Origin of the sequence: Roseofilum capinflatum BLCC-M114 (assembly GCF_030068505.1) — a bacterium.
Lineage (GTDB): Bacteria > Cyanobacteriota > Cyanobacteriia > Cyanobacteriales > Desertifilaceae > Roseofilum > Roseofilum capinflatum.
In genome coordinates this window covers 1-25785 of the sequence record NZ_JAQOSO010000062.1, presented here as the reverse complement: position 1 = coordinate 25785, position 25785 = coordinate 1, and the positions used below count along the sequence as shown (strand labels likewise).

General features: G+C 44.7%; 25 protein-coding genes and 2 pseudogenes. 19 read left to right on the top strand and 8 right to left on the bottom strand.

Going from position 1 to position 25785, the window contains the following annotated elements; translation table 11 throughout:
* Nucleotides 1-1277, top strand: a 1277-nt coding sequence (locus PMG25_RS11580) for a pentapeptide repeat-containing protein (RefSeq protein ID WP_283767059.1), incomplete at its 5' end; no start/stop codon positions are given.
* 192 nt (nt 1278-1469) lie between these two features.
* Here PMG25_RS11580 and PMG25_RS11575 read toward each other — a convergent pair.
* The gene (locus PMG25_RS11575; protein ID WP_283767058.1) at nt 1470-2810 is read right to left on the bottom strand and encodes a helix-turn-helix domain-containing protein; all 1341 of its coding nucleotides are present in this window, start codon (nt 2808-2810) and stop codon (nt 1470-1472) included.
* A gap of 316 nt (nt 2811-3126) precedes the next feature.
* On the opposite strand from PMG25_RS11575, the gene PMG25_RS11570 reads away from it, so the two are divergent.
* The 6 genes and pseudogenes from PMG25_RS11570 to PMG25_RS11545 all read left to right on the top strand — a co-directional run bounded on the left by PMG25_RS11570 (nt 3127) and on the right by PMG25_RS11545 (nt 8624).
* Entirely contained in the window at nt 3127-3639 is a 513-nt protein-coding gene (locus PMG25_RS11570) for a coiled-coil domain-containing protein (protein ID WP_283767057.1), read from the top strand.
* A gap of 88 nt (nt 3640-3727) precedes the next feature.
* Nucleotides 3728-4579: a hypothetical protein gene (locus tag PMG25_RS11565; protein WP_283767056.1), complete on the top strand. Its 852-nt coding sequence runs from the start codon at nt 3728-3730 to the stop codon at nt 4577-4579.
* Nucleotides 4580-4645: 66 nt separating this feature from the next.
* On the top strand, nt 4646-6184 hold the full coding sequence (locus PMG25_RS11560) for a GTPase (protein ID WP_283767055.1): 1539 nt from the start codon (nt 4646-4648) through the stop codon (nt 6182-6184).
* A 30-nt stretch (nt 6185-6214) separates the two neighbouring features.
* Complete coding sequence (locus tag PMG25_RS11555; RefSeq protein WP_283767054.1) at nt 6215-8170, top strand: P-loop NTPase family protein; 1956 nt, start codon at nt 6215-6217, stop codon at nt 8168-8170.
* Nucleotides 8169-8408: pseudogene (locus PMG25_RS11550) on the top strand (PIN domain-containing protein); the annotation flags it as partial. The gene PMG25_RS11555 and the pseudogene PMG25_RS11550, both read left to right, overlap by 2 nt.
* Before the next feature lie 3 nt (nt 8409-8411).
* Nucleotides 8412-8624: a hypothetical protein gene (locus tag PMG25_RS11545; RefSeq protein ID WP_283767052.1), complete on the top strand. Its 213-nt coding sequence runs from the start codon at nt 8412-8414 to the stop codon at nt 8622-8624.
* A 37-nt stretch (nt 8625-8661) separates the two neighbouring features.
* Here PMG25_RS11545 and PMG25_RS11540 read toward each other — a convergent pair whose 3' ends face one another.
* Nucleotides 8662-8964: a type II toxin-antitoxin system VapC family toxin gene (locus PMG25_RS11540; protein WP_283767051.1), complete on the bottom strand. Its 303-nt coding sequence runs from the start codon at nt 8962-8964 to the stop codon at nt 8662-8664.
* Nucleotides 8965-9044: 80 nt separating this feature from the next.
* Nucleotides 9045-9305 carry a DUF2281 domain-containing protein gene (locus tag PMG25_RS11535; protein ID WP_283755881.1) on the bottom strand — a complete coding sequence of 87 codons (261 nt, stop codon included), beginning with the start codon at nt 9303-9305 and terminating at the stop codon, nt 9045-9047.
* A gap of 96 nt (nt 9306-9401) precedes the next feature.
* Between PMG25_RS11535 and PMG25_RS11530 the strand changes: the two genes are divergently transcribed.
* The 4 genes and pseudogenes from PMG25_RS11530 (at nt 9402) to PMG25_RS11520 (ending at nt 10453) form a co-directional block, all read left to right on the top strand.
* The gene (locus PMG25_RS11530; RefSeq protein ID WP_283767050.1) at nt 9402-9677 is read left to right on the top strand and encodes a hypothetical protein; all 276 of its coding nucleotides are present in this window, start codon (nt 9402-9404) and stop codon (nt 9675-9677) included.
* A gap of 55 nt (nt 9678-9732) precedes the next feature.
* A pseudogene (locus PMG25_RS24455) lies at nt 9733-9831 on the top strand (clan AA aspartic protease); the annotation flags it as partial.
* Between the two features lie 33 nt (nt 9832-9864).
* Nucleotides 9865-10242 carry a GIY-YIG nuclease family protein gene (locus PMG25_RS11525; RefSeq protein ID WP_283767049.1) on the top strand — a complete coding sequence of 126 codons (378 nt, stop codon included), beginning with the start codon at nt 9865-9867 and terminating at the stop codon, nt 10240-10242.
* A gap of 4 nt (nt 10243-10246) precedes the next feature.
* Nucleotides 10247-10453, top strand: coding sequence for a hypothetical protein (locus PMG25_RS11520; RefSeq protein WP_283767048.1), 207 nt, complete (start codon nt 10247-10249; stop codon nt 10451-10453).
* Between the two features lie 62 nt (nt 10454-10515).
* Here PMG25_RS11520 and PMG25_RS11515 read toward each other — a convergent pair whose 3' ends face one another.
* Complete coding sequence (locus PMG25_RS11515; protein ID WP_283767047.1) at nt 10516-11457, bottom strand: glycosyltransferase family 2 protein; 942 nt, start codon at nt 11455-11457, stop codon at nt 10516-10518.
* Nucleotides 11458-11697: 240 nt separating this feature from the next.
* Between PMG25_RS11515 and murD the strand changes: the two genes are divergently transcribed.
* From murD to PMG25_RS11490, 5 genes are all read left to right on the top strand, one after another.
* Nucleotides 11698-13053: a UDP-N-acetylmuramoyl-L-alanine--D-glutamate ligase gene (gene murD / locus PMG25_RS11510; protein WP_283767046.1), complete on the top strand. Its 1356-nt coding sequence runs from the start codon at nt 11698-11700 to the stop codon at nt 13051-13053.
* 22 nt (nt 13054-13075) lie between these two features.
* Nucleotides 13076-15994, top strand: coding sequence for a UPF0182 family protein (locus tag PMG25_RS11505; protein ID WP_283767045.1), 2919 nt, complete (start codon nt 13076-13078; stop codon nt 15992-15994).
* A gap of 98 nt (nt 15995-16092) precedes the next feature.
* The gene (locus PMG25_RS11500; RefSeq protein WP_283767044.1) at nt 16093-16290 is read left to right on the top strand and encodes a hypothetical protein; all 198 of its coding nucleotides are present in this window, start codon (nt 16093-16095) and stop codon (nt 16288-16290) included.
* Between the two features lie 27 nt (nt 16291-16317).
* Complete coding sequence (locus PMG25_RS11495) at nt 16318-16617, top strand: hypothetical protein (RefSeq protein ID WP_283767043.1); 300 nt, start codon at nt 16318-16320, stop codon at nt 16615-16617.
* Nucleotides 16618-16716: 99 nt separating this feature from the next.
* Entirely contained in the window at nt 16717-18303 is a 1587-nt protein-coding gene (locus PMG25_RS11490; RefSeq protein ID WP_283767042.1) for a glucose-6-phosphate isomerase, read from the top strand.
* A 74-nt stretch (nt 18304-18377) separates the two neighbouring features.
* On the opposite strand, the gene PMG25_RS11485 is transcribed toward PMG25_RS11490, so the two are convergent.
* From PMG25_RS11485 to PMG25_RS11475, 3 genes are read right to left on the bottom strand one after another with little or no spacing between them, the layout of a single operon-like run.
* The gene (locus tag PMG25_RS11485) at nt 18378-18584 is read right to left on the bottom strand and encodes a glycogen debranching protein (protein ID WP_283767041.1); all 207 of its coding nucleotides are present in this window, start codon (nt 18582-18584) and stop codon (nt 18378-18380) included.
* A gap of 36 nt (nt 18585-18620) precedes the next feature.
* Nucleotides 18621-19118 carry a GNAT family N-acetyltransferase gene (locus PMG25_RS11480; RefSeq protein WP_283767040.1) on the bottom strand — a complete coding sequence of 166 codons (498 nt, stop codon included), beginning with the start codon at nt 19116-19118 and terminating at the stop codon, nt 18621-18623.
* A 28-nt stretch (nt 19119-19146) separates the two neighbouring features.
* Entirely contained in the window at nt 19147-20268 is a 1122-nt protein-coding gene (locus PMG25_RS11475; RefSeq protein ID WP_283767039.1) for an RNA polymerase sigma factor, RpoD/SigA family, read from the bottom strand.
* A gap of 297 nt (nt 20269-20565) precedes the next feature.
* Between PMG25_RS11475 and priA the strand changes: the two genes are divergently transcribed.
* Nucleotides 20566-23088 carry a primosomal protein N' gene (priA, locus tag PMG25_RS11470; RefSeq protein ID WP_283767038.1) on the top strand — a complete coding sequence of 841 codons (2523 nt, stop codon included), beginning with the start codon at nt 20566-20568 and terminating at the stop codon, nt 23086-23088.
* Nucleotides 23089-23177: 89 nt separating this feature from the next.
* On the top strand, nt 23178-24710 hold the full coding sequence (locus PMG25_RS11465) for a helicase C-terminal domain-containing protein (RefSeq protein ID WP_283767037.1): 1533 nt from the start codon (nt 23178-23180) through the stop codon (nt 24708-24710).
* 213 nt (nt 24711-24923) lie between these two features.
* Here PMG25_RS11465 and PMG25_RS11460 read toward each other — a convergent pair whose 3' ends face one another.
* Nucleotides 24924-25313, bottom strand: coding sequence for a type II toxin-antitoxin system VapC family toxin (locus PMG25_RS11460; protein ID WP_283767036.1), 390 nt, complete (start codon nt 25311-25313; stop codon nt 24924-24926).
* A 56-nt stretch (nt 25314-25369) separates the two neighbouring features.
* Here PMG25_RS11460 and PMG25_RS11455 point away from each other — a divergent pair.
* Nucleotides 25370-25785, top strand: a 416-nt coding sequence (locus tag PMG25_RS11455; protein ID WP_283767035.1) for an RNA-guided endonuclease InsQ/TnpB family protein, incomplete at its 3' end; no start/stop codon positions are given.

The window sequence follows — 25785 nt, the reverse complement described above, 5'->3', positions numbered from 1 at the left end:
GGGAGAGGGATATAGGGAGAGGGCAACCCCCACGGGAGAGAGATACAGGGAGAGGGCATAATCTCCTGAAGCTCTTTGTCCTGTTCCTCTTTATTTTCGCCCTATCTGCCGAGGATGCACAAGCCTTTAGGCGCAGAGATATGGAAAGACTGCGACGCACTCGCGACTGCGATCGCTGTAATCTAGAATCTGCATCCTTACAACGGGCATTCCTTCGCGATAGTAACCTATCCGGAGCCAACTTAAAACAAGCCCAACTACAACAAGCAGATCTTCGGGGTGCATTTTTACGCCGAGCCAACCTCGAAGCAGCCAATCTGCGCGGGGCAGATCTGCGGGGAGCCGATCTTAGTTATGCTAATCTGGCTAGAGCCAATTTACGCCATGCCCGCATAGACGACGATACCCTAATCGACCCCAAATGGCGATTAGCTTGGGAATTAATTCATCAAGGAGCAGAAAATAGAGATTTATCAGGAGTCGATTTATCGGGAGTAAACCTGAGTCGCACTAACTTAGAAAATGCCAATCTAGAGGGGGCAAACTTAAACGGCGCTTCTTTGCAAGGAGCGCGGTTAGTGGGCGCAAATTTAGACCAGACTAATCTGCAAAATGCCAATTTATTTATCGCTGACTTAAGAAATTCTTCCCTACAAGAAACCAACTTACAAAACACTGATAGTGTCATTGCTGACTTCCGCCGCGCTTTCTTAGATCAGGCCAATTTTAATCGCGCTAATCTACAAGGAGCGCTTTTAAGTGAAACTGATTTAAGTAATTCCAGTTTCGAGCAAGCCAATCTCCGCAATGCCGATCTAGAATCTGCCATTTTAGAAGGGGCAAATCTGCAAGGAGCCGATCTATTTACCGCTAACTTGAGAAATACAGAATTAGGGGAAATTATTCTGCGTAAGGTTAATTTATCCGGAATCGATCTGCGAGATGCCAATTTTCAGAATACCCGCTTAATTCAACTCAACTTTAGCGGCGCACGGTTAACGAATGCCAATTTTGAGAATGCGTTTATCCTCAGTTCCAACTTCCAGGATGCCAATTTAATGGGTGCTAATTTCCGCTTTGCTGAATTACGCCATACCAGTTTCCGCAATGCCAATTTAGAAGGAGCAGATTTCCGGGATATTGTGCTGTTAAATGTAGATTTAAGAGGCGCGATTTTATGGAATGTTTCCACGGAAAATATTCGTTTAATCCGAACCCATTTTTGCCAAGCGATTTTACCCGATGGGCAACCCGGCTATTGTTGGCACACGCGATGATATAGCTAGTCTCAATGAGTTGTGCAACAGGAAATGCCCTCTCCCTATATCCCTCTCCCACGGGAGAGGGACTTCTGCTCCCCTTCTCCTGCGGGAGAAGGGGGTAGGGGGATGAGGGGCAGCTATTACATAACTCATTTAGGTTTGCTATAGAGTGCTATGGTTTGGTAATGGGTAAAGAGTAGTCTTGTCTCAAGAAGTTAACGAGCTAACATATTCTCGAAAGACGGGAGATAAGCTAAAGGCAATTCCTTCTGATTTTATGGCAGTTAGTAAATAACGCCGCTTCAAAGAGTCTAATCCGTTAATTAAGTCAGTTGAGGATAAGGATAAGTCGGCTCTTAACTGTTCCCGTGAAACAGGCACGTCGCTTTGACTTAAGTGAAGGGTAATTTCTTGTTCGGCAGGAGATAAACGGTTAAAATACTCTTTCATCTGAGTCTGCATTGTTTGAGTGAGAATCAGGTGGTCTTCGGCGAACAATTCAGCGATATTGCCGGAAAAAAGGGTTTGAATTAAGCTAGAGATTTGTTTAAGATAAATGGGATGACCTTCATAGCTCTCTAGGATTTCCAGGGCGCTGTCGCTCTCTCCTAAGCCGACATCTTTCAATATTTCTGGGGTGTTAAATCCGCCCAGTTCTAAGCATTTGATCGGATAAAGTTCTGCATCTAAAGCCATCATCTGTTGATTTTTTTCTTGACTGATGACGAGAAGGGTGGATTGATGGTCAATTTCGGTAATTTTGGTGAGTAGGGTTTGGTAATCTTGGGCTTCTGGTTTATAGTGTCCAGCGAGTTGACCGGGTATAAAAATGTGTTGGAAGTCATCTAGGACAATTAAGCATCGGCGATCGCGTAAAAGCTGGAATAATTGAGTCAGCAGAGGATGGGTGAGGAGAGTATCGGGATTAACCGTGGTTAAGATATCCTCAATAATGGTATTTAAGCTAGGGGAGAATGGGATACTTTTCCAGATGATGGTATCAAATTTCTCTAAATTTAAGTCAATCCAGCGCTTCACGAGGGTTGTTTTACCAATCCCGGCGATGCCAACTACGGAAATCAGGGGAATATTTTGGTTACAGAGCCAATCAGAGAGTGTGCTGAGTTCGGTGGTGCGATCGCAGAATGTCCTGATTTTTGGAGCGAGGCTTAAATCATGATTTGGTTCGGTTGCAGTGGGTTTGGGTGCTTCGGTACTGGTTGTTTGGCGATCGGGATGAGGACACCAAGTAAGATCTCCGTTGACTAAACCAACTAATGGGGAATTAACCGCTCGCTCTAACGTCCAACAAAAATTAGCTTTCTTAACTTCGTCACCTAACGCATCAGATAAGACCTTGAAAAGCTTGCGGCTCTCGTCACCGATATAGTTTTCACTGTAGCGACCGGGAATGTCTTCAGCCATTTGTTGGTAAGTCTTGCCTTCCCACAGGCCTTGAACGATGTTCTTCTGCAAATCGTCTAGATGTTTCCCCGTTTGATTCTCGACTAGGCGATCGATGAACTGCAACATTTCTGTAACATCCATGAAATCAACGTAGAATAAAGGTTCCAGGTATTATACCATACTTTTCACCGAGAAAACCAGGGATTTTCTGGCTTGTGCTTAATAATATGTCATAAACTTGACCAAAAAATCAGTTGTTTTCAACTTGTTTAATTCGATTAAGATCTATCATACTTGTTTTATCGTTATCGGAAGAATGTGAATTTGACTAATTTCACAACTCTTTCAGAAGTTCAAGAACATTCCATAGAAGCCCTAGTTACAGCAAAATTTCATCTTCAATTGTTGTCAATATTGTCTTCTATGTAAAACTCTGTATCTAAATAGGTGACGTAATATGAGTAACAACAATTTACTAACTGCTGCTGTGGCTGGAGCTGTGGCTATTCTAGTGCCTGGAATGATGGTATATTACAACTTCAATGAACGGTTAGATAATGCTCAAGATGAGATTAAACAACTTCAAGCAAACCTCGATCAAACAACCCAGCAGCTTCAAGATAAGGAAAGTGTTGTGGATGAACAGGCCGAAGAAATTTCTGAGTTAGAAGGGAAAGTTTCTTTATCTCAGCAGACGCTTAGTACCAAGGAACAAGAGCTAAACACAAGAGTTCAAGAAATTAGACGTTTGCACAACGATCTTGGAACTGTAAGCAAATGCTTGACTGGGGTAGTTGAAGTAATAGATGCATCCGAAAGGGGAGATGAGGCTGGAGTAATATTATCTTTAGTCGGACTTGAAGAACCTTGTGAAAAATCCGAAAGAATTATTCAAGAAGTTGAGAATTTTGAAAATTCTTCAGGATATCCTTATCCTGGTAATAATCCTCCAATTCAAACCAGTAATTGATATTAGCTCAAACATTGTATTGTGTTCAACAATACAATGTATTTTCGTTTTTATAAAAAATAAACCTTGTTAGGAAGAGGCTATTGTCATGGTATGGGTAATTTTCTTTGCAATAATAATAGGGATGATTATATATTTGGCTTATTGGATAATTGCCACACCGATAAAAGTCACTGCAAATGCTATAAGCGAAGCCCAATATCAAGGCAGACAAAAAAACGCAATTCATTCAATTAATCCTAAAAAAGGGAGAATTAAGATACATTTTTATTCACAAAATAAACTTAGTATTGAAGGGTATGACAATAAGGGAAAACTTATTTCGTCAGAGTGGAAAGAAGATTTTCAAGTCGCTAGAAAATTTGGTCGCGAGCTAGAACATGCTAAGTGGAGAAAAAGCTTTATATCTAAGCTAAAAAGAAGTCATGAGAACCAATGGGAAGCTATATTAAATAAGTCATGGAGCGCTATAAGAGCATTGGAGGAGCGAGATCGCGTTATAGGAACGATAATTTCTGAGCCGCAAACAGACGTGATCGCTCAATTTGCAGACCAAGCATTGGTTAGTCTCTATTATAAATCAGCCCATGATAACAATCAACGGCTTTGTGATGAAATTGTTGAAGAATTAGAGCAGGCGACAAAAGACTATGAAAACGCAGAAGATGAAGATGAAAGAATAAGTATTTCCACAGCAATAAAAACTCATAAAATTAGACTGGATAAACAGAAAAAAGTGGAAAAGACACTGCGGTTAGTCGATAATGAGTTTAAGTCTTTAGAGGCTACACTTGAATTAGTTATAGAAGGAATTCGCGCAGAAATATCTTCTCATCACTTAAGTGTCAACCCAAGGCTATCTTCTTACGATTCAACTTTATTGGAACTCAAGTTACCAATTCTCGATCAAATTTGGCAATCTACCATTGAATCATCTTAGTTTGCACTTCCTTAGTATTCTTAAGCACGTTCATGCTTGTTATATAGTTATCAGAAGGAGATAAACTTGACTGATTTTACCACTCTTTCAGAAGTCAAAGATCGTTTCATAGAAGCTCTAAAAACTCTTCCTAAGCAAACTATTGTTGTATCTGGTGAATCTAATTCCACGTTTACCGAAGTCAATCTTAGTGAGACAGTTAGCCAAGATGTTCAACAACTGCAAAACTTATGGGAATTTCTAGCGAGCTATCGTAATCTAAAAATAATTGCCTTAGTTGGCATGGTAAATACGGGAAAATCCGCTCTAGGAAACCATCTCTTACATTGCGGAGAATCGGGTGTTTTTGAAGAAGCGTGCATTCGTGAAACTTCAGAAGCTCAGGAAGCCAAGATTGACGAAGAAACTATCATTATTGATTTACCAGGATTAGGAGCTGTTTTATGTGAAGAAGATGATGAAGTTGTCCGAGGAATTATACGTCGAGCTAATCTGCTCCTGCTAGTTCTTGATGTTAATTATCCAATCCCAAGACACCTTTACGATTTTCTGAAAAGTGATGAAGTAATCAAAAGTGGAAGTTTGCAGCGAATCATAATTGTTGTTAATAAAATTGATTTTTTACACGATTTACCGGAAAAAGTACAAAAAAAGGAAATACAAAAATACATTAATTTTTTAACTAATGGTAACCCTGAAATGGAATTTGAAGGAATTTCAAAGCTTTTTGACTATAAAATCCCTATTGTACCCTTTTCAGTTAAGCAAGCAAGACAAAATAAAAATCACGACTTAGATTATAATTTAAAGCGAGTAATTAATCTTTCTTTGGAAGCAAGCTCAAATACAGCTATATATCGTGCTGAATATGATTTGCTTCAAATAGCAGCAAATTATGTACTTCTTCTTATCAGTTATGCAACTATTGAGGAAAAGAAAAAAGATTTAGATCTGCGTATGACATCATCCATTAAAGCCGTCAGATCGGAAATCAATGAGTCATTACAACGAGAAATCAAAAGATTTGTTCAGCGGATTATATCTATTCGAGAGTCTTGTTACCAAGAAATGAGTAATAGCTATACAACAACCAGTGCAGAACGATTTTGGCGGGGTGATAATTTCCAATGGAAGAAAGAAAGAATTTATAAATGTCGAGAACGATATAAAGAGCAAATGGTATCCGAGTTTAATCAATTTTCCCGTAATTTGCGTACCAATGTATCAATCATTGCTTGCAGTCTGTTTAGTGATGTTCAAATCAGTATTCCCAATAGTGATTCAATCACATCAGAATTAAAAAGTTCTATTTATGAAATTTGGGATGCTTTTGATGATTACTGGTTTTTGGATAAGGATAGCTATACATTCAATCGCAGCCTAGATCAATCCACAGAGTGCTTGAATAAAGCTGTAGATTATCTAAGTGATTGGTTTTCTGAATTGGACGATCGAATTTCTGAGACTTTGCGTTCTCAAATTAATAATATGAATTTATTTCAAGAATACTCATACTACCTATCTCATATGCAATTGCTAGAATCTTTTTGCCAGAAGTTTGTATCAATTGATTATTTTAGAAATGTTTTTTTGAATCAAGAGTAATATCGAATTTCAATTAAAGGAGGAAAAACCATGAACCAACAACTTAGCTATAAAACTTTTAGAGTTGACATCAATACTCAAACATTACTCGATGACTTTGCTCCAGTTTTTATAAATGATATTTCTCAAAAGTTTCAACCAATTTTTGAGTTAAAGGAAGATTATTGTTCTCGACTAGAGACTCATTGTCAACAACTTCAGTCATTTTCAGAATTTTCTGCACTGGTCACTACGTTGCGTCAATATGCTCAGAAACTCAATGATGATTTTTGGGACTGCACAGAAAATGTTCAATATTTTACTTTGGTTTTTATGGGTGCAGTGAGTGCAGGTAAAACCTCAATGATCTGTGATTTACTCAATGTTAATCCAGATCAACTGAATCAAGCACTTCAGTCTTGTAATAATTTCGAGACTGGACGAGATGATGTAGCTATTGCTCTTGAAGTCGCTACGACTAATGTCTATGAGTTTTTGGTTGATTCTAGTCATATTCGGTTGGTTGATATTCCAGGGACAGGGGGAGTTGTACATGATAATACAACTATCGCTCCCTTTGTCAACAAAGCAGATTGTGTAATCTTCTTATGTAATGCTACATCCGATCTCACTCGTGATGACTATGATTTTGTCGTTCGCCATATTGTAGGTCTCAGAGATGCTAATGAGCTAACATCTGACACTGCTTCTGATAAAAAAGCTTTGATTGTCATCAACAAGTGGAATACGGCAGTCGAAGATTTGCCTCCTGCAAAGCAAAAGCAACAATGGAGAAAAAAACAAGAGTGGATTCTTTGGGGTGACAGCAAGACAACAAAAAATGGAAATTTTAAAGGTCTAAGTGATCTATTTAAGCGAACGTTAACTATTGTTCCAGCGACTACCTGTAAAAGATTTTTTGATGAAGATACTCAAAGGTATGAGCGCTATGGAAAACTTGAGCTTGAACAAGTAATCGATGCGCTCAAAAACATTTTGCTGGAAGAAGGGCTTGAAATCAAGCTAGAACGTCCGAAGATTATTTTGAAAAAATCTTTATCTGAGACCAGAGAACTGTTAGCTAATGAAAGAACTCAGCGCTCGGTTGATGAATTGGTTGAAAAACTCAAGCAGATGGGTGTGAAAATTGCGGTTGACTCCAATTCAATTATGCTCCTTTTGAATTCTCGGTTAGATAATTTACAGAATCGTTTAAAGAACGATCTTTTTTACCAAATCAAAGAGGGATTCGATCAATGGAGACCTAGTGTTTCTGTGATGGATCGAATTAAGGGATTGTGGCCTAAACAGTGGTGGGGGTCTGACACATTTGGAGCAAAAGCAGTACAAGAAGAATTAAAGTCACGTTGGAAAAGTGAGATTGAAGATCTATTAAGTCAGAGTATTAGACCCCAAGATATTAAACGGACTGTTAGTGACGAAGCAGATTCGATTGGCAAACTGTTAGAGGCTACTTTTAAAGCACAGCTTGCTGAACTACAAAATGAAGTTCTCAAAGAGAAATTGTCAAGGGGAGTATCGATCAAGTCATTTGATGGAGGTAATTTAGGCTTAAGTGGTTCTGGAAAAGCACTTGAAGAGGCAGTTAACAAAGCTGTCTCTGAAATTCAGCGTAGCATTGTAGATGATATTATTGGTATTGTCACGGTTGATGCAATTCTGGCTGTATTGCTTGGTGTCTTTCTCACTCCTGTTGGTAGTGCGGTATTTTTTGCGGTTCGTCGTTGGATGACCGGTCAAGCAGAAGAGAGGAAAGCGAAACAGCAACTTGAAGACCAAATTTGGCGTGTAGCTGATGAGGCATCTACTGAATTACAAGAAAAAGTAGCTAATAAATTGCGTAATACTGTGCAGCAATCTGTGGATAGTATTACTCAAGTGATTCAAGGAGAACAGGAAAGCTTAAGTCAGTTGCTTGAAGCCCTTGATGTGGCGATCACAACAGTGGAAAACACTCGCGATCGCTTGGAAATACTTTCAAAATAATGAAGCCGCTCAAGATCTGGCAATACAGTTTCTCTCGAAAAGTAATCTCCCCAGCAAAGCTGCTGACGATGCCCTGCATATGGCGATCGCTACAATCTATGGCTTAGACTATTTGCTAACATGGAACTGTAAACATATCGCCAACGCTCAAATTCAGAAAAAGCTGATTCAGATTAGTTGTGATGCTGGGTATGAGCTACCCACAATTTGTACACCCTACGAGTTAATGGGAATTTAAACAATGTGGAGAGATGAAGTTTTAGAAGAAATCTATAGAATTCGGGAGGAACACGCTAGAGCATTCAATTATGATTTGAAAGCGATTTGTGATGACTTGAGGAAACGGCAAGCAACCAGTGACAGGAAAATTATTTCTAAGCCTCTTCGAGAACCTCGATCGCCAAAGCAACTCAACGATGCTCGCGATCGCCCGCAAACTCTAAGTAAGCCGTAATATCGATCTGTGTCAGTTCCTATAGCAGTTAAAAGTATTACCACAATCGTTGTACTGGATAGCGATCGAATATGATATCAACACTTAAAATTGGTATTTGAGTCACTAATGCTTGTGCAATTAATAATCGGTCAAATGGATCGCGATGGGGATTGGGGAGTTGTTCTAAAGCAAAAATATGGGTCAGTTCAATGGGTAAAATCTGCAAGCCGTTGACCTGTTGTTGACGGTCTATAACTTCCGAAAGAGGCAAATTAATTCTGAGCTTGTTAAGCTGAATTTTGATTTGCATTTCCCAAATACTCACCAAACTGAAAGATAAAGTATTATTCGAGTTCATAATTATATGGGTTGCTTATCTTGATAACTTTTGTGGTTCTATGGCTAACCAAATTAAAACATGAGTATCAAGTAAAATGTTCATGCTTCCTCTGTCCAAAATTCATCGGGCAGAGGATCGTTAAAATCATCACTGATCCAACCCATACCTTGATGTAAACCTAAAACCCGTTGTGGAATGTGAGAGGATTCTACTTCATTTGCAGTAGAACTTGGCATGGACTGAGCTTGCCTCTCCAGTAGAAACTCAGCAAAAACTAACAACAGTTCCTGATGTTCTGGTAGCAGCTTCTGTGATTTTCTGGATAAATCGTCTAGAATACTTAGGGTGCGATCGCTCATAATTACAGAGAGAAGACTGATCTCTACATTTATAGCACGTTCGGCGATCGCTTAGAATAAAGATATAATAGCAGTGCCGCGATCGCCAATCAGCCTATGCAGACTATCCTTTTAAGTCGTGAAGCAGTTGCCCAACGTGCAAAGCATTTGTACGAAAGTCAGATTCGTCAGCAGGTGGAGTTAGACGAGAATATTGGCAAAATGGTCATCATTGACATTGAAACAGGAGACTATAAAGTTGATGAAAATGGCTTGCGTGCTGCTGACGACTTGAGTGAAAAGCACCCCAATGCTCGGCTTGTTGGATTCAAAATCGGATATAACGTCGCAGCATCTTTTGGTGGTGGTGTCATGGAGCGTGTCGTCCAGTGATTTCAGGCATCGTATCTGATGGATGGACATCCAATTATTATCATACCTTCTCGTAAGTCTAGCAGATAATAGCCCGGTGATGTTGCCCGTACATAAAGCAATTATTCTTTGGAATAACGAGGAGCGAGAAACTCGTGTGTTTGCAACAGGTCGAATATAATTTTGTGCGGTTAACCTGTTGATTCCCATGCCCACTAATGACTCTGATGTGCAAGCTCAAGCCCAAACTATTTTGGATGCGATCGCCTTTATTCCCTTTGAGCAATGCCAACCCTTAAGCCGCGAGTTGAGTCATCTTCCTGCACGTCCGGGTATTTATGCTATCCGACACAAAACAGATGGTTTACTTTACGTCGGTAAAACAAAGAGTTTGCGAGGGCGCTTTAGTGGCGGACACAAGGCTTTTTTGTGGGCATGGCTTGACAAGTATAACGATGAGGACGTGCGGATAGCTGCACAGATCATTTCTCATTGGGGGAACCCTGCATTATTATTGGAGCTAGAAGCGATCATTCTCAGAGCCACTGAACCGCCTTATAATGCCCAGATCCCAAGTGAACGGTGATACTATGCCAGTCAACCTTCAAGAACAGCTTTCTCGTGCTGATGCTGAAATCATTTTAGGAAAATTGCCCGATCGCATTCGTGCAGCGTTAGTCGCTCGTGCAGTGGAAATAGAGTATCCAGTGGAGGCAGTGGTGGAAATGGCGATCGCCAGTTTCCTCGATAGTGAAGCATTAGGCTTTGTCGATTGTCAACCAGGGCGCGGGCAGTAAGATTACATCAACTATGCCAAGTCCTGGCGATCGCTCTTTCAACCTGGAGGCAATGCTCATGATTAATGGGTTACAGCAACCGCTTCTGCATAGGCTGCATAAACCCCTTGGACATTGTACCAATTGAGAAAAATGCGGGCGACTTCTAGAGCTAATTGGGGTTTGCCGCGATCGATTAACCATTGCAAAAGCGGAGCCATTGTCCGTTCATTCAATCTTCCGCCTAATGACAAAACGCCCCATAAAATTCGGTGTATCCAGGTCATTTGAATCATCATTCGCACGTCCCAAGTGGGATGTTTTTGATAGAATAAAACGCCCATGCGTCCGCGCTGGATTTCTTGGTCAATCATGCGGGGAATTTGCTCTAGACTAAAAGCGGGATGCCAATGGTAACCCACGGCTTGGGGACATTTAATCAGTTTGAGTCCGAGATTTTTTAGCCGGACTCCTAATTCTAAGTCTTCCCAACCATAGAGTTGAAATTGGGTATCAAATAATCCCGCTTTTTCCAGCCAATGGCGAGCGATCGCCACATTCCCCGTCGCAAAGTAGGCCGCTGAGAAGTCCGTGAGCTTGTAGGGTTCAGCCGTCGGCTCGTCAAAATTGCAGGTATTAATGACTGCACCATAGGTAAACAGGCGATCGCTCCCTAACTTCTCCTGTCCCTCCCGCAAGGCCTGTGCATGGCAGCTTAAAAAGCTCTCCGTCACCACCAGATCGCTATCGATAAAGATAATCGTATCGCCCTGAGCCTCCTTTACCCCCAAATTCCGGGCAGCAGCCGGCCCTTGATGCTCCTGCACCAACCAACGCACATGGGGCAGTTGTTCCCGTTCTGCTGCTAACCAGGCTAAAGTACCGTCTGTAGAGCCATCATCAACCACCACCACCTCATAACCCTGGATATCTGGATCGCTCAACTGCTGATTCTCCAGAGCGCTCAGGCACTTTTGCAGAATCGGTAACCGGTTGTAGGTGGGAATCACAACACTGAAGAACATAGATAATGAGTTTAATCTGACTTCACTTTTTATCCTGCTCATTAAAACCCGACAAGCCTTGAAAGAGCATTAATAAGCCTCCCATGGCAATGGCGATCGCCAATCCTCCCGCGATCCAATCTAAAACCTGTGTATTTTCCATTCCTGTTCCTAACGCCTGCTGGGTTGACCTTAACTCAAGAGTTCAGAATATCACACAAACGATTATCATAAGAACAAACCCTTGTCGTCCCAAACCATATGCCCCTTGCTCATGTCATTGGTTTAGGTAAATCGGGAATTGCAGCCGCCAAACTTCTACACCGCCAAGGCTGGCAGGTAGAAGTGAGCGATCGCCAAATCTCCGACTCCTTACGCCAACAACAGAAAACCCTTCACGATTTGGGAATTGCCTGCGATATTGGCTCTTCCTTCACCCTAGAGCATACCCCACCTCCAGAACGGATTGTGGTCAGTCCTGGGGTTCCCTGGGATATTCCGGTGTTGGTGGAAGCGCGATCGCAAGGCATTGAAACCCTGGGAGAAATGGAACTCGCTTGGCGAGACCTCCAGGATATTCCCTGGGTGGGAGTTACGGGAACCAATGGCAAAACCACCACCACCGCTTTAATTGCGGCAATTTTTCAAGCGGCGGGCTGCCATGCTCCTGCCTGTGGTAATATCGGCTACGCTGCCTGCGAGTTGGCCCTGGGGGAAAAACAGCCCGATTGGGTGATTGCAGAAATTAGTAGTTATCAGATTGAGTCCTCCTCTACCCTATCGCCGCAAATAGGGGTTTGGACAACCTTTACCCCCGATCATCTCAACCGCCATAAAACTCTCGACAATTATTACGAGATTAAAGCGCAATTATTGCGGCGATCGCATCAGCAAGTCTTTAACGGCGACGATCCCTATTTACGTCAAGTTGGCCTCAAACAATGGCCCGATGCCTATTGGACAAGCACTCAAGGCCAACAAAATTTAGTCGCCTCTCCCCAAAAGGGAATCTATATTCAAGACCGATGGGTAATGGTGCAAGGAGACCCCATTTTACCCGCCGCCAGCCTAAAAATGGTGGGAGCGCATAACCAGCAAAACCTCTTACTGGCGGTGGCGGTGGCTCGGTTAGCCGGTATAGAACGGGAAGCCATTGCCGAGGCGATCGCCAATTTTCCCGGCGTGCCCCATCGTTTAGAACTCATTTGCACCCTCGATCAAATTGACTTTATTAATGATAGTAAAGCCACCAATTATGATGCCGCCGAAGTTGGTTTATCCGCAGTTCCCGCCCCCGTTATTTTAATTGCCGGTGGAGAAGCCAAAGAAGGCGAAGATACCCCATGGTTACATCGGATTAAATCTAAAGCAGCCGCCGTCCTACTCATCGGTGAAGCCGCCCCCCGTTTTGCCCAACGGTTAGAAGCCGTCGGTTATCATGCCTATGAGATCGTGGAAACCTTAGATCGAGCCATTCCCCGCTCTTTAGTCCTAGCCAAACACCATCAAGCCAAAGGGGTCTTATTTTCTCCCGCCTGCGCCAGCTTCGATCAATATGCTAATTTTGAACAACGGGGGGATCATTTCCGCCAACTGTGCTTAGACATGAATAAGTAGGAGCCAATCGTTTCATATCAACATGCAGTGGGTACGATCGCCAAAAATCGGTTGGATTCTAGTCATCCTGTTAGCAGGATGGCTCATTTTCGATATCACCACCAACCTTATTGCCGAAGGACTCTGGTTTAGCGAAGTCGGTTATAGTCCTGAATTTGCCCTGCGGGTAACCACCCAACTCATCGTCGGAGCCATTGTTTTCGGAATCAGCAGCCTTTATCTGTGCGGCAATCTTTGGGTTGCTAACCTTCTCAAACATCCCAACCCCCCAGAAAATCAAGACGCTTATCCCAAACATGCCAAAACCGTTTCCCTAGGATGGTTACTCCTCTTCGTCGGCCTCCTGAGCCTCATCTTAGGATTAATTGTGGTTCAATATGCAGAAGTCATCCTGCAATATTGGCATACCGATTTTAACATTGCCCGCCTCACCCCCGAACTCCCGCCTCGATTTCGCCCCGAATCAGCCCTTCGCACCTTCTTAGAGCTGCCCTCTTCTCCCATCAAAACCCTATGGATCATCGGGTTCCCCCTCCTCCTATTATGCATTCCTCAAAGAATCTTGCTGGCGATCGCCGTCCTCCTCAGCACCGGTTTAGGCGTAATTTTATCCAGTCATTGGGCCAGAATTCTCGCCAGTTTTAATCCGACTCCCTTCAACCAAGTCGATCCCCTCTTCGATCAAGATATTAGTTTCTACATCTTCACCTTACCCGTTCTCCATCTCCTCGAATTTTGGCTCGTTATCCTCTGTGTTTTTTCCCTACTTGCCGTTACCATTATCTATTTATTATCCGGTAGAAGTTTAGCCCTGGGCAGTTTTCCCGGCTTTTCTCCCAAACAGCGCCGCCATCTGCAAATCATTAGTGCCGCAGTCATGTTTAGCGTCGCCTATAGTTATGCCCTCTCCCGCTATGAACTGCTCTATTCTTCTACCGGAGTCATTTATGGAGCCAGCTTTACCGATATTTATACCCAAAAACCCATGATTGAAGTGCTGTCAATTTTGGCAGCCGCCTATGGTTTCTTCCTTTTAGGTCGCTCAGTTTATTGGGCAAAAAAACGGGATATTTGGCGGAAAATGATTTACGTGATGATTCTCTATTTAGGGATTGCTGGAGTGAGCAATTATGGCCTACCAGCTCTGAGCCAAAGATTACTTGTTGAACCCAATGAACTGGGACGAGAAACCCCATTTATCCAGCACAGTATTGAATATACCCGCTCTGCTTTTGATTTAGACAAAATTGAAGTTGCTCCCTTTAATCCTGAAGGGCAATTAACCCCGCAAGACTTACTCAACAATAGGCTAACGATTGATAATATTCGGCTCTGGGATACTCGCCCCCTCTTGCAAACCAACCGACAGTTGCAACAAATTCGCTTATATTATAAATTCCTCGATGCTGATATTGAGCGCTATACATTTCGCAAGCGCGATTATCAAGGAGCAGAAAAACAACAAGTTATTTTAGCCCCTAGAGAATTAGACTATGAAGGAGTTCCCCCAGAAGCCAAAACTTGGGTCAATGAACATTTAGTCTATACCCATGGTTATGGCTTTACCCTGTCCCCCGTAAATACGGTTGCACCCGATGGCTTACCCGAATACTATGTCAAAGATATTGGTGCAGAAAGTCCAGAAGGGCAAACTACTCCCGTTTGGATTTCTGACGCTCGAATTCGTGATAGTATTCCCATTGGTCAACCGAGAATTTATTACGGGGAATTGACCAATACTTATATTATGACTCCTTCGAGGGAACCGGAGTTAGATTATCCCCAAGGGGATGCCAACCAATACAATTTTTATGATGGCACAGGGGGCGTATCGATCGCCAGTTCCTGGAGACGGTGGTTGTTTGCCAAATACCTCAACGACTGGGAAATGCTTTTAACCCAGTCCTTTACCCCAGAAACAAAAGTTTTATTTCGCCGCAATATCGTCGATCGCGTCAAGGCGATCGCCCCCTTTCTCCGATTCGATCAAGACCCCTATTTAGTCGTTGCTAACACCAATTTAAGCGGTGATTCTAGTCCGAATCAAGAGAATTATTTATACTGGGTTATTGATGCTTATACGACGAGCGATCGCTACCCCTATTCCGATCCCGGAGGGCAACCCTTTAACTATATTCGCAACTCAGTAAAGGTCGTTGTCGATGCCTACAATGGCAAGGTCTATTTTTTCATCAGCGATGATGCCGATCCGATGATCCAGACCTTCGCTAAAATCTTTCCCAACCTCTTCCGCTCTTTAGAAGAAATGCCCCAATCTCTCAGGGTACATATTCGCTATCCTGTAGACTTGTTTAGCATCCAATCTAATCAACTGCTCACCTATCACATGCGCGATCCTCAAGTCTTTTACAACCGGGAGGATCAATGGCGTGTTCCCCTAGAAATCTATGGCGGTCAACCCCAAACCGTACAACCCTATTATTTGATTATTAAATTACCCACCGAAAACCGAGAAGAATTTATCTTACTCCATCCCTTTACCCCCGCCAGCCGTAATAACCTCATTGCCTGGTTAGCCGGTCGTTCCGATGGAGAAAGTTATGGTAAACTATTACTCTATCAATTTTCTAAACAACAGCTCATTTATGGGCCGGAACAAATTGATGCTCTGATTAATCAAGACCCAGAAATTTCCCGGCAAATTTCCCTATGGAACCGGCAGGGTTCAAAAGCAATTCAAGGCAATCTTCTGGTCATTCCTATCGAAAAATCCTTACTCTACGTCGAACCTCTTTATTTAGAAGCCGAGCAAAATAGTCTGCCAACCCTAGTCCGAGTGATTGTCGCCTATGAAAATCAAATTATCATGGCCGATAGCCTGGATAAAGCGCTCAATGCTATCTTTAATTCCTCCAATTCTCCTCCCTCAAATGCTCCGACACCTGTGATTCGTAACTTAAATGAAATTGGGCCACCCTAGTGGGTCAGTTTCCAGTGCCCCGGAAAAATGAGGAGATGGGGGAATAAGGGTTAGAATAGGTAAGGCAATGCTAATATCCGCGCTCAACTTGATAAGTTATGCAAAAAAAACGACAACAGATTCATGCTCTTGTCGATCAGCTTCCAGAGGAATACTTACATCAGGTGTGGACATTCTTAGCTCCCTTATGTGCAGAAGCCTATGTGCTGACGATGATTCACGCAACCATGGATACCATTAAACCTGGTGATTTTATGACTCGTGAAGAAGCTTTAGGGTTTTTGCACCATCGATGATTGATTACTGGCAGAGGTGAAAATCCTATGACTGTGGCGAACTCATCCACCGCATCATCCATCCAATATCAACTGCTCTATCACCGTAGCTTTCTCCAAGACCTGCAAAAGTTACAGAAACGAGATAAGAGCTGTTATGAAAAAATTTATCACTTTGTCTTTACTGAGTTTCTGAGCCTGAAACGGCTGGAAGATCTGCCGCATCTGCATCGACTCGGCCGGGAAAGGATGTTTTATCATTTTACGATTGAAGAAAACCTGATTGCGATCGCCGTCATGGGACAAATTGTTAAATTTATCCGGATTCTCCCCAAACCGAAGATCTAAACGGTATGGTGTCTAGGGGAGAGTCCCAAGCAACCTCTCATTATCTTGTTTAGCTCGGCGATCGCCGAAAATGCCTCAACCCTTTGGAGAAGACTGGTTATGGATGCAGCAACCCTCTGGCAACGTTATCAAGACTGGCTGTACACCCACGACAGCCTCGGATTTTATCTCGACATCAGTCGAATGAGGTTTGACGATCGCCAAGTCATGGAAATGAAACCTAAGTTCGACAAGGCCTTTGCAGAAATGGCTAAACTCGAAGCCGGGGCGATCGCCAACCCAGACGAAGGACGGATGGTTGGTCATTACTGGTTACGCAATACCGATCTCGCTCCTAACTCCCAACTGAAAGCCGAAATTAACGAAACCCTAGAAGCCATCCATCGCTTCGCCCAAGATATCCACTCCGGAGCCATCAAACCCCCCAACGCCCCCAAATTTACCGATATTGTCTCCATCGGTATCGGTGGATCGGCTCTAGGGCCAGAATTCGTCGCTCAAGCCTTAGCCCCCTCCTCTCCTCAACTCAACATTCACTTCATTGACAACACCGATCCGGCTGGCATCGATCGCACGCTAGGTCAACTCAAAGATAAACTAAACACCACCCTGGCGATCGTGATCTCCAAATCTGGAGGCACACCGGAAACCCGCAACGGTATGGTCGAAGTCCAAGCCGCCTATCAAGCCGCCAATCTTCCCTACAGCCCCCACTTTATCGCCATTACCGGCCATGGCAGTAAACTAGAAAAGATGGCGGAATCTGAAAACTGGTTAGCCACCTTCCCCATGCATGACTGGGTAGGGGGACGCACCTCCGAACTCTCCGCCGTTGGCTTAGTCCCGGCTGCTCTGCAAGGTATCGATATCGATCAAATGTTAGCGGGGGCCAAAGAAATGGACGAAGCCACCCGCGTCCCCGAACTCAAACAAAATCCCGCCGCTCTGCTCTCTCTTGCCTGGTACTTCGCTGGCAACGGCAAAGGGGAAAAAGATATGGTCATTCTGCCCTACAAAGACAGCTTGCTGCTCTTTAGCCGCTATCTGCAACAGTTGGTGATGGAATCCTTGGGCAAAGAAAAGGATTTAGACGGCAATACGGTCTATCAAGGGATTGCCGTTTACGGAAATAAAGGCTCCACTGACCAACATGCCTATGTGCAGCAGTTGCGTGAAGGTGTCCCCAATTTCTTTGTTACCTTCATTGAAGTCATTAAAGACCGCGATCGCCCTTCCCCCGAAGTCGAACCGGGAGTTACCGCAGGTGACTATCTGTCTGGACTTTTACAAGGAACTCGCAAAGCCTTATACGAAAATAACCGGGATTCGATTACCGTCACCATTCCCGAAGTCACCCCCCGCACCGTAGGCGCATTAATTGCCCTCTATGAGCGAGCTGTTGGATTCTATGCCACCTTGGTGAATATCAACGCTTATCACCAACCTGGCGTAGAAGCGGGTAAGAAAGCTGCTGGAAGTATTCTCCAGTTGCAAAATCAAATTATGAAAGCTCTAGCAGAGAGTCATCAGCCCTTATCCTTGGCGGAATTAGCGGCTGCTGCCAATGCACCAGAAGAAATTGAGTCAGTTTACAAAATTGTCCGCCATCTCGCAGCCAATAATCGGGGCGTTGTCTTGCAGGGGGACAGTTCTCAACTCCAACAGTTGAAAGTCACTGGGAAATAGGGAATGGGGAATGGGGAATGGGGAATAGGGAATGGGGAATAGGCTATCCCCCCATCTTCCCCATCTCCCCATCTTCAATTCAACTTCAGGGCACTTGCGGGGACTTCTTCCCAAGAAGAAACGGTACGCATTCGAGCTGTCCATCCGGCTTGTTTTTGGTCTTCCGTGAGATTGTTGTTAAAGGAGTCGTGGCAGTCCTGAGCTTGTTTGTGGTCGGAACAGGCAATGCAAGCATAGATCATGCCAGAGGGATCGATTTGTTCATTCACCCAAATAGTCATAGGGCATATACTCCTACAATTCAAGAATGTTTAGATTTAAGTGGCTAAGTCGGTAAGGGCGGAACCGGTGACGCGGCAAATTCGCCAGTCAGGAAGCACTTGAGCGCCCATGCGTTCGTAGAAGGCGATCGCCGGTTCATTCCAGTCTAATACCGCCCAATCAAAGCGCCCACAACCCCGCTCTAGGGCAATTTTTGCCACAGTTCTCAACAGGGCAGAGCCAATCCCTTTACGGCGATATTCGGGTCGCACAAACAGGTCTTCGAGATAGAGTCCCGGTTGGGTGAGAAAGGTGGAATAGTTATGGAAAAAGAGGGTAAACCCCACCGGTTTGCCCTCCCATTCGGCAATTAAGGCTTCTATATAGTGTCGATCGCACAGGTGTTTTTCCAAGTCAGCCGCATTACCCACCACCTGATGGGATAATTTCTCATATTCGGCTAACGCGCCGATCAAGTCGAACAGAATAGGTACATCGTCGCGGGTTGCGAGTCGAATCTGGAGTTGGGGGCGATCGCCCATATCAAGGGTCATGGTTGTACAGAATGCCGTTTTTCTGGGTTTAACGCAGCCAAGCTTTCAACCGTTGAGCCACTTGAGGACGGCGTAGTTTTCGCATGGCTTTGGTCTGAATTTGTCGCACTCGTTCGCGGGAGAGGTTAAACAAATGGCTGACCTCTTCTAGGGTATAGGGTTTTCCGTTACTTAAGCCATACCTTAAGGAAATAATATCTTTTTCCCGTTCTGTGAGGACATCACTAAGAACCGATAGGATTTCCTGACGCATCATGGTTTCGCTAATCTGAGCTTCTGGAGATTGGGTTCCTTGATCTTCAAGTAAATCCAGTAATTCCGTATCTTGCTCTTCTCCAAATCGATGGTTGAGGGAGAGCGATCGCCGGCGCACCTGATGCAAATATCGCAATTGAGTCATCGAAATTTCTAATGCTTCAGCTAATTCTGCTTCGCTGGGGTTGCGTTCGAGTTTTTGTCGCAGTTGCTGTTGCATTACCCGCATTTTATTCAGTTTTTCGACCACATGAATTGGTAATCTAACCGTTCGTCCATGGTTGGCTAACGTGCGGGTGATCCCCTGACGAATCCACCAGTAGGCATAGGTTGAAAACTTATAACCTTTTTCGGGATCAAACTTTTCTGCTGCTCTATTTAATCCCAATGCTCCTTCCTGGATGAGATCGAGAAAGGGCACTCCTCGATTTACATATCGTTTAGCAATTGACACCACTAATCTAAGATTCGATCGAACAATTTTCTGCTTGGCAATTTGCCCTTTTTTCAATTTCGTACTAATTTCTGACTCCGCCAATCCACTGGCACGAGACACATCTTTGATCGTCGGTTCTTTACCGGTTTTTTCCCGCAATTTTTCTTGTATTTTTTGCAGTTCGACTCCCTCTTGAACTTGTCGAGATAAGATCACTTCTTCTTCTGCATTCAGGAGGGGATAACGTGCCATTTCTTTTAGGAATAGACCGACGGTATCCTCATTGAGCCAAGAAATTGATTCTACCCAATCTCCGTTAGACCAGGAGTTTGATGTCTCTTTAGAATCTGATGATGAAAGATTGAGACCACTTACAACAGAAGCTTTTGCCTCTGACTTCGCTGGAGGATTATCGTCTTTCCGATCGATCAATCCGTGATTATCTAGTCGGTTCAACATAGGAAATGACAAAATGAGTTGCACTTCAAAGGATTAAGGATCTTTGGGGTGAGGAGCGGTCATTTAGAGCAGAGCTTTTAATCTGAAATCAAGGCAATTTTCAATGAACTACTGATGGTTGCTCTTAGTGTAATCGTAGAATCGGAAGTTTGCAATCAATGGATGAGTCCACGATACAAAAGTTATTGTTGTGGTTTAGATTCTAAAGTTTCTGTGGGATACGATACACTCTGACCTAAAAGCGGAGAAATCATAATCTTTTTGATAGAATTAGAGCCAGTTAGCCATCTAAACCCTATGATCAGCAAACTCGATCGCCTGCAAACATCGGTTACGAGTTTCCGAGTGGCCGCCTCAAACCGTCCGTTTTATGGAGAGTCGCCATCCTCTGCTAATCCGCGCTGGGTGGAAGTTTTGGTGGATTACGATCGCCAGGAAGTAGAGGATCAAAAGCTTTATACCTATGCCATTAGCTCCAACTTGCCGGTGCAACCGGGAGATATTCTCAGTGTGCCCTTTGGTCGTCAGCAGTTGGGGGCGATCGCCATTCGGCTCTTGTCTGCACCTCCAGCAGACCTACCCCCAGAAAAGATCAAGTCGGTTCATGAGGTCATTAGTGCTGGCTTTTTTCCCCCCAGTTATTGGCAACTTCTCAATCAAGTGGCCCATTATTACCATACTCCCTTAATGCGAGTCATTCGCATGGCCCTGCCTCCAGGACTCTTGGGAAAATCGCAACGTCGCATCCGCTTAACGAACTCGATCCCAACCGAAGCGCAAGTATTTCTGCATCCACCCGCGCAACAACTGCTGAATCTCCTCACCAGCAGCAAAACCGGAGAGTATTCTTGGCGCTATCTGAAACAACAGGTACGCCAGGCCCAACGAGGATTGCAAGATTTATTAAAACGGCAATGGGTGGAAAGCTACCTAGAACCGCCGAAACCACCTCGCCCCAAGCGTCAACAGGTGGTAACCCTCGTCAAGTTTACTGTACCAGAACCTGAAGAATTAACGCCCCGACAACAGGAAATTTTAAACCTTCTGGGTCGTCAGGGAGGGGAACTGTTGCTCACAGAACTCCTGGAACAAGGACAAACTTCTTCGGGGTTAATCAAGACTTTGGAACAAAAGCAGTGGGTCGTGATTGAGGAACAGGAACAGCTACGCAGCGAAGCTGGCCCCATGCCCGATCGCGATACAGCCAAACCCCTGACTCCCGCCCAAACTCAAGCCTTGCAAGCCATTCAGGGGCGTTCGGGGTATCATCCCTTTCTGCTCCATGGGATTACTGGATCGGGCAAAACAGAAGTCTATCTTCAGGCGATCGCCCCCATTCTAGAGCAAGGACAATCCATCCTCGTCCTCGTCCCCGAAATTGGCCTGACTCCCCAACTCACTGATCGCTTCCGGGCCCGATTCGGGGCAAAAATCCGCGTTTACCATAGTGCCCTATCCGATGGTGAACGGTACGATACCTGGCGGCAGATGCTCCAGGGAACCCCCCAAATCGTCATCGGAACCCGATCCGCCGTTTTTGCCCCCTTGCCCCGTCTGGGCTTAATTATCCTGGACGAAGAACACGACACCAGCTTCAAGCAAAGCCAACCCGCACCCACCTACCACGCTCGTCAAGTGGCCCAATGGCGGGCACAATTGGAAAATTGCCCCCTGATTTTGGGTAGCGCCACCCCATCCATGGAAACCTGGTTTAGCAGTCGGTCGGGGACTTGCACGCGCCTGAGTTTACCGGAACGAGTGGAAAACCGGCCCCTCCCTCCCATTTCCGTTGTGGACTTGCGTCGAGAACTCAAACAGGGAAACCGGTCAATTTTTAGCCGCAGTCTACAAGATCATTTAAGAGGTTTGCGCGAACGCCAGCAACAAGGCATCCTCTTCATTCCCCGTCGCGGCCATAGCACCTTTGTCTCCTGTCGTAGTTGCGGTCATGTCCTCGAATGTCCCCATTGTGATGTTTCCCTCTCCTACCACTACACCCACGAAGGAGCCTCCAAACGGCTGCGCTGTCATTACTGCAACTTTTCTCAACTTCAACCTTCCCACTGTCCCGAATGTCAATCCCCCTATCTGAAGCACTTTGGCACAGGAACCCAACGAGTCACCCAAGAACTGGCCAAACTCTTCCCAGAATTGCGCGTCATTCGCTTTGACAGCGACACCACCCGCACCAAAAACGCCCACCGCACCCTCCTGACTCGGTTTGTGCAAGGAGAGGCAGACTTATTAGTGGGAACTCAGATGTTAACCAAAGGACTAGACATTCCCGGAGTTACCCTAGTGGGAGTGGTAGCAGCCGATGGCCTATTGCATCAGGGAGACTATCGCGCTGGGGAAACTGCCGTGCAAATTCTGACCCAAGTTTCCGGTCGTGCCGGTCGCGGAGATGACCCCGGCCAAGTGATTATTCAGACCTATTCGCCAGACCATCCCGCCATTCAAGCGGTTCAAAACAATGCCTATGACAGGTTTATGGAGCAGGAGTTAAAGGAGCGAGAAGCCTACCATTATCCGCCCTACAGTTCCTTGGTGCTGTTTCGCTTCAGTGGCTTAGATTTAATGGAAGTGCAAACGGCTGCTCAACAGGTGGCTGAGGTTTTAGAGTCAAGAGCAGGCAACTATCAAGTTTTAGGCCCTGCACCGGCGCGGGTGATGCGAGTCTCCGATGCCTATCGCTGGCAGATTTTGCTCAAGTTTCCTCCCGGAGTCGAGATTAACCTTCCTACTTTGGCTGAGTTGCGATCGCTCTGTTCTACTAGAGTTGGTTTACACCTAGACATCGATCCCCTTAATTTCGGATAGTGTCACAATAAGAAAAAGAAAAGGTCAGTCAGCCTGGCCTGATAACAGTTAGACACTTTCATGTCGGACGAAGTCCGAAAGGTAAACCGGTGATTGAGGTTGAAGTCCATCAGCAATTGCGAGCTTTTCTGCGCTTGGGAGCATCTCCATCCTGGCCCCATCAGTTAACGATGGCCCGGTTGGTGGCCCGAGCCATGCGTTTGGGACGGAGTGCTTTAATTCAAACCGGTCGCCCCCTTTATCAAGGGCAACCCTATCGGGTGAGTTATTTGGTTCCCTTGTTGATGTGGCCGGGGCCAGCCATTTGGGTGGGGCCCCAAGAGGTTTTGCAGCAGTTACAGATGGTGGAAATTCCCCAATTACAGGAGACCTTAGCGCTCAGTTGGGTAAAGTCGGTGGTGGTGGCCGATCGCTGGCCGAAGGGAGAGTTTTCTGGTATCGTATTGACGACTCCAGAGCAATTTTTAGGCGATCGCCTGCATCCAGAGAACCGAGGAAAGCGTTTTCCCCTGGGAATTCCAACCCTGATCGATGGTGTAGATGATTTAGAGGACTGGACGCGAGAGCAGATTAATCAATGCTTAACCCCCAAGGACTGGACTGAGTTAATGTTAGCCTGTCCCCAACACCGAGACCCCATTCGCGATACCCAAGTTAAGCTCACCAAGTCGATTTTCCAGCATCCTCCCAACCCCTACGAATGCTGTTTACTCACCGAGGAGGACGAAGAGGCGATCGCTCAATTGTTCCATTACTTTGACCAACATCAGCTTATCCTACCCTCTCCCTGGCAACAGTTCGCCCTTGCCCCATCGAGTTCTGATTCTCTCAGGTGGGCTAATATTCATCGTTCCACGGGTCAATTTACCCTCTGGTCTGGCCCTGTAGATATTGCTCCTATCCTTGCTCCTCTGTGGGCCGATCAACCGGTGGTTTTAATTGGGGAAACCCTAGATCGACAGGCCAATGCAAGCCGTTATTGCAGACAAATGGGACTCGACGATATTACTTGTATTGAATTTAATGCTTCGAGCGACCAAGAGTTGATCCATCTCTATTTACCTGATCGCCTTCCTCTCCCCAATACTCCCCAATTTCAAATCCAGGTTTTGCAGGAAATTCAAAGTCTACTCAGTGTCCGGGGACATCAAGGAGATTTAACTGTTATTTTAGTTGCGGATGTGCCTCTGAAAGGGCAAATTGCTGCGACCTTAGCGGGTGAATTTGGCTCCAAAGTACAAGTGGACAAAACTTCATGGGAAACCCATGGGATTTTAGTGTGTGGATGGGACTTTTGGCGATCGCATCAAGGTGTTCTGCCTCCTCCCAGTTTACTGATTGTTGTGGCTTTACCCATTCCTTCTTTAGAACATCCCCTGGTGGCTGGACGAGTTGCCTATTATAAACAACGGCGCTTAGACTGGTTTCGGGAATATCTACTGCCCACAGCCATTCAAAACCTGAAACGGGCGATCGCCCCAGTCCGTCCAGGAGTGGTGGCCCTATTAGATACCCGTGTCCTTCACCGCAGTTATGGTCAAACCATCCTCTCAGCCCTGGAACCCATGGCCCGCATTAATTACCGCGATCCCAGTTGGGTTAGACAAATTGGCGATCGCTGAGATTGACCCATCCAGCCCTCTGTAGTGGGGAAATGGGTCAATCATATCAAGTCCGATTAAATAGCCCTAATTACCAATCCTTGTAGGGTTTGAAATGAAGACTATTATGGTAATACCATTTCTCTTGTATTTTGCTACACTTGAGCCTATGAAGCCCCCTTTTTAAGGGGGTTTGGGGGATCTACAACCTTGCATTCTCATCAAGAAATGGTATCACAACGCTACAGTTTGTATATTTTCTACTTCTTGAAAATGAGCATCTCGTGTGACCAAGGTTAAATTATATTGTAAAGCTAAGGATGTAATCCACATATCATTTTCAGGTAAGGGGCGACCTTTGAGCCTGAGTTGATTCTTAACTTCACCGTATTGACGAGCAGTTTGCGTATTACACTCAAGAATTGTACTATTGGCAATTAATCCCTCAATTCTCTCTAGATTAGCTTCGCATCTCTTTGATTTTCTTGCACCATAACACAATTCGCCAATCGTGATACTTGAAATAAAGCAAGCTCCTGCTTGAGCGAAGTTTTGTTTCACTCTGGGTTCATCAGAAAAATTGGGTCTGAAACCCCGCCCTTCCAGGGCGGCTTTACTAACCATAGGCTACCACAATTACATCTTAGGTGCTACCCTGTAAAAAATCCTTTGACTCCAACATGGAAAGAGCATTTAACTACCGATTTTACCCAACCTTAGAGCAAGAGTCCCTATTGCGGCGAACTTTGGGTTGTGTAAGATTAGTTTACAACAAAGCGCTCCATGAAAGAACTCAGGCTTGGTATCAACGACAAGAAAGAATCGATTACGCTCAAACATCTTCTCTGTTGACCGCCTGGAAAAAACAAGAAGAGTTACATTTCTTAAACGAAGTCAGTTGTGTCCCCTTACAACAAGGGTTGAGGCATCTACAAACCGCATTTAGCAACTTTTTTGCCGCGCGTGCCAAATATCCCAACTTCAAGAAAAAACACCAAGGAGGGAGTGCTGAGTTTACCAAATCCGCATTCAAGTTCAAAGAAGGTCAAATCTATTTAGCCAAATGTAAAGAACCCTTAGCCATTCGTTGGTCTCG

What these genes read in the sequence shown, in the direction of transcription:
- PMG25_RS11565 (WP_283767056.1), top strand. Translation starts at nt 3,728, where the DNA reads ATGGTATGGGTAATTTTCTTTGCAATAATAATAGGGATGATTATATAT.
- PMG25_RS11515 (WP_283767047.1), bottom strand. Translation starts at nt 11,457, where the DNA reads ATGTTCTTCAGTGTTGTGATTCCCACCTACAACCGGTTACCGATTCTG.
- PMG25_RS11575 (WP_283767058.1), bottom strand. Translation starts at nt 2,810, where the DNA reads ATGGATGTTACAGAAATGTTGCAGTTCATCGATCGCCTAGTCGAGAAT.
- PMG25_RS11505 (WP_283767045.1), top strand. Translation starts at nt 13,076, where the DNA reads ATGCAGTGGGTACGATCGCCAAAAATCGGTTGGATTCTAGTCATCCTG.
- PMG25_RS11485 (WP_283767041.1), bottom strand. Translation starts at nt 18,584, where the DNA reads ATGACTATTTGGGTGAATGAACAAATCGATCCCTCTGGCATGATCTAT.
- PMG25_RS11495 (WP_283767043.1), top strand. Translation starts at nt 16,318, where the DNA reads ATGACTGTGGCGAACTCATCCACCGCATCATCCATCCAATATCAACTG.
- PMG25_RS11480 (WP_283767040.1), bottom strand. Translation starts at nt 19,118, where the DNA reads ATGACCCTTGATATGGGCGATCGCCCCCAACTCCAGATTCGACTCGCA.
- PMG25_RS11545 (WP_283767052.1), top strand. Translation starts at nt 8,412, where the DNA reads ATGTGGAGAGATGAAGTTTTAGAAGAAATCTATAGAATTCGGGAGGAA.
- PMG25_RS11500 (WP_283767044.1), top strand. Translation starts at nt 16,093, where the DNA reads ATGCAAAAAAAACGACAACAGATTCATGCTCTTGTCGATCAGCTTCCA.
- PMG25_RS11475 (WP_283767039.1), bottom strand. Translation starts at nt 20,268, where the DNA reads ATGTTGAACCGACTAGATAATCACGGATTGATCGATCGGAAAGACGAT.
- PMG25_RS11490 (WP_283767042.1), top strand. Translation starts at nt 16,717, where the DNA reads ATGGATGCAGCAACCCTCTGGCAACGTTATCAAGACTGGCTGTACACC.
- PMG25_RS11530 (WP_283767050.1), top strand. Translation starts at nt 9,402, where the DNA reads ATGCAGACTATCCTTTTAAGTCGTGAAGCAGTTGCCCAACGTGCAAAG.
- murD (WP_283767046.1), top strand. Translation starts at nt 11,698, where the DNA reads ATGCCCCTTGCTCATGTCATTGGTTTAGGTAAATCGGGAATTGCAGCC.
- PMG25_RS11535 (WP_283755881.1), bottom strand. Translation starts at nt 9,305, where the DNA reads ATGAGCGATCGCACCCTAAGTATTCTAGACGATTTATCCAGAAAATCA.
- PMG25_RS11570 (WP_283767057.1), top strand. Translation starts at nt 3,127, where the DNA reads ATGAGTAACAACAATTTACTAACTGCTGCTGTGGCTGGAGCTGTGGCT.
- PMG25_RS11540 (WP_283767051.1), bottom strand. Translation starts at nt 8,964, where the DNA reads ATGAACTCGAATAATACTTTATCTTTCAGTTTGGTGAGTATTTGGGAA.
- PMG25_RS11525 (WP_283767049.1), top strand. Translation starts at nt 9,865, where the DNA reads ATGCCCACTAATGACTCTGATGTGCAAGCTCAAGCCCAAACTATTTTG.
- PMG25_RS11520 (WP_283767048.1), top strand. Translation starts at nt 10,247, where the DNA reads ATGCCAGTCAACCTTCAAGAACAGCTTTCTCGTGCTGATGCTGAAATC.
- PMG25_RS11555 (WP_283767054.1), top strand. Translation starts at nt 6,215, where the DNA reads ATGAACCAACAACTTAGCTATAAAACTTTTAGAGTTGACATCAATACT.
- PMG25_RS11460 (WP_283767036.1), bottom strand. Translation starts at nt 25,313, where the DNA reads ATGGTTAGTAAAGCCGCCCTGGAAGGGCGGGGTTTCAGACCCAATTTT.
- priA (WP_283767038.1), top strand. Translation starts at nt 20,566, where the DNA reads ATGATCAGCAAACTCGATCGCCTGCAAACATCGGTTACGAGTTTCCGA.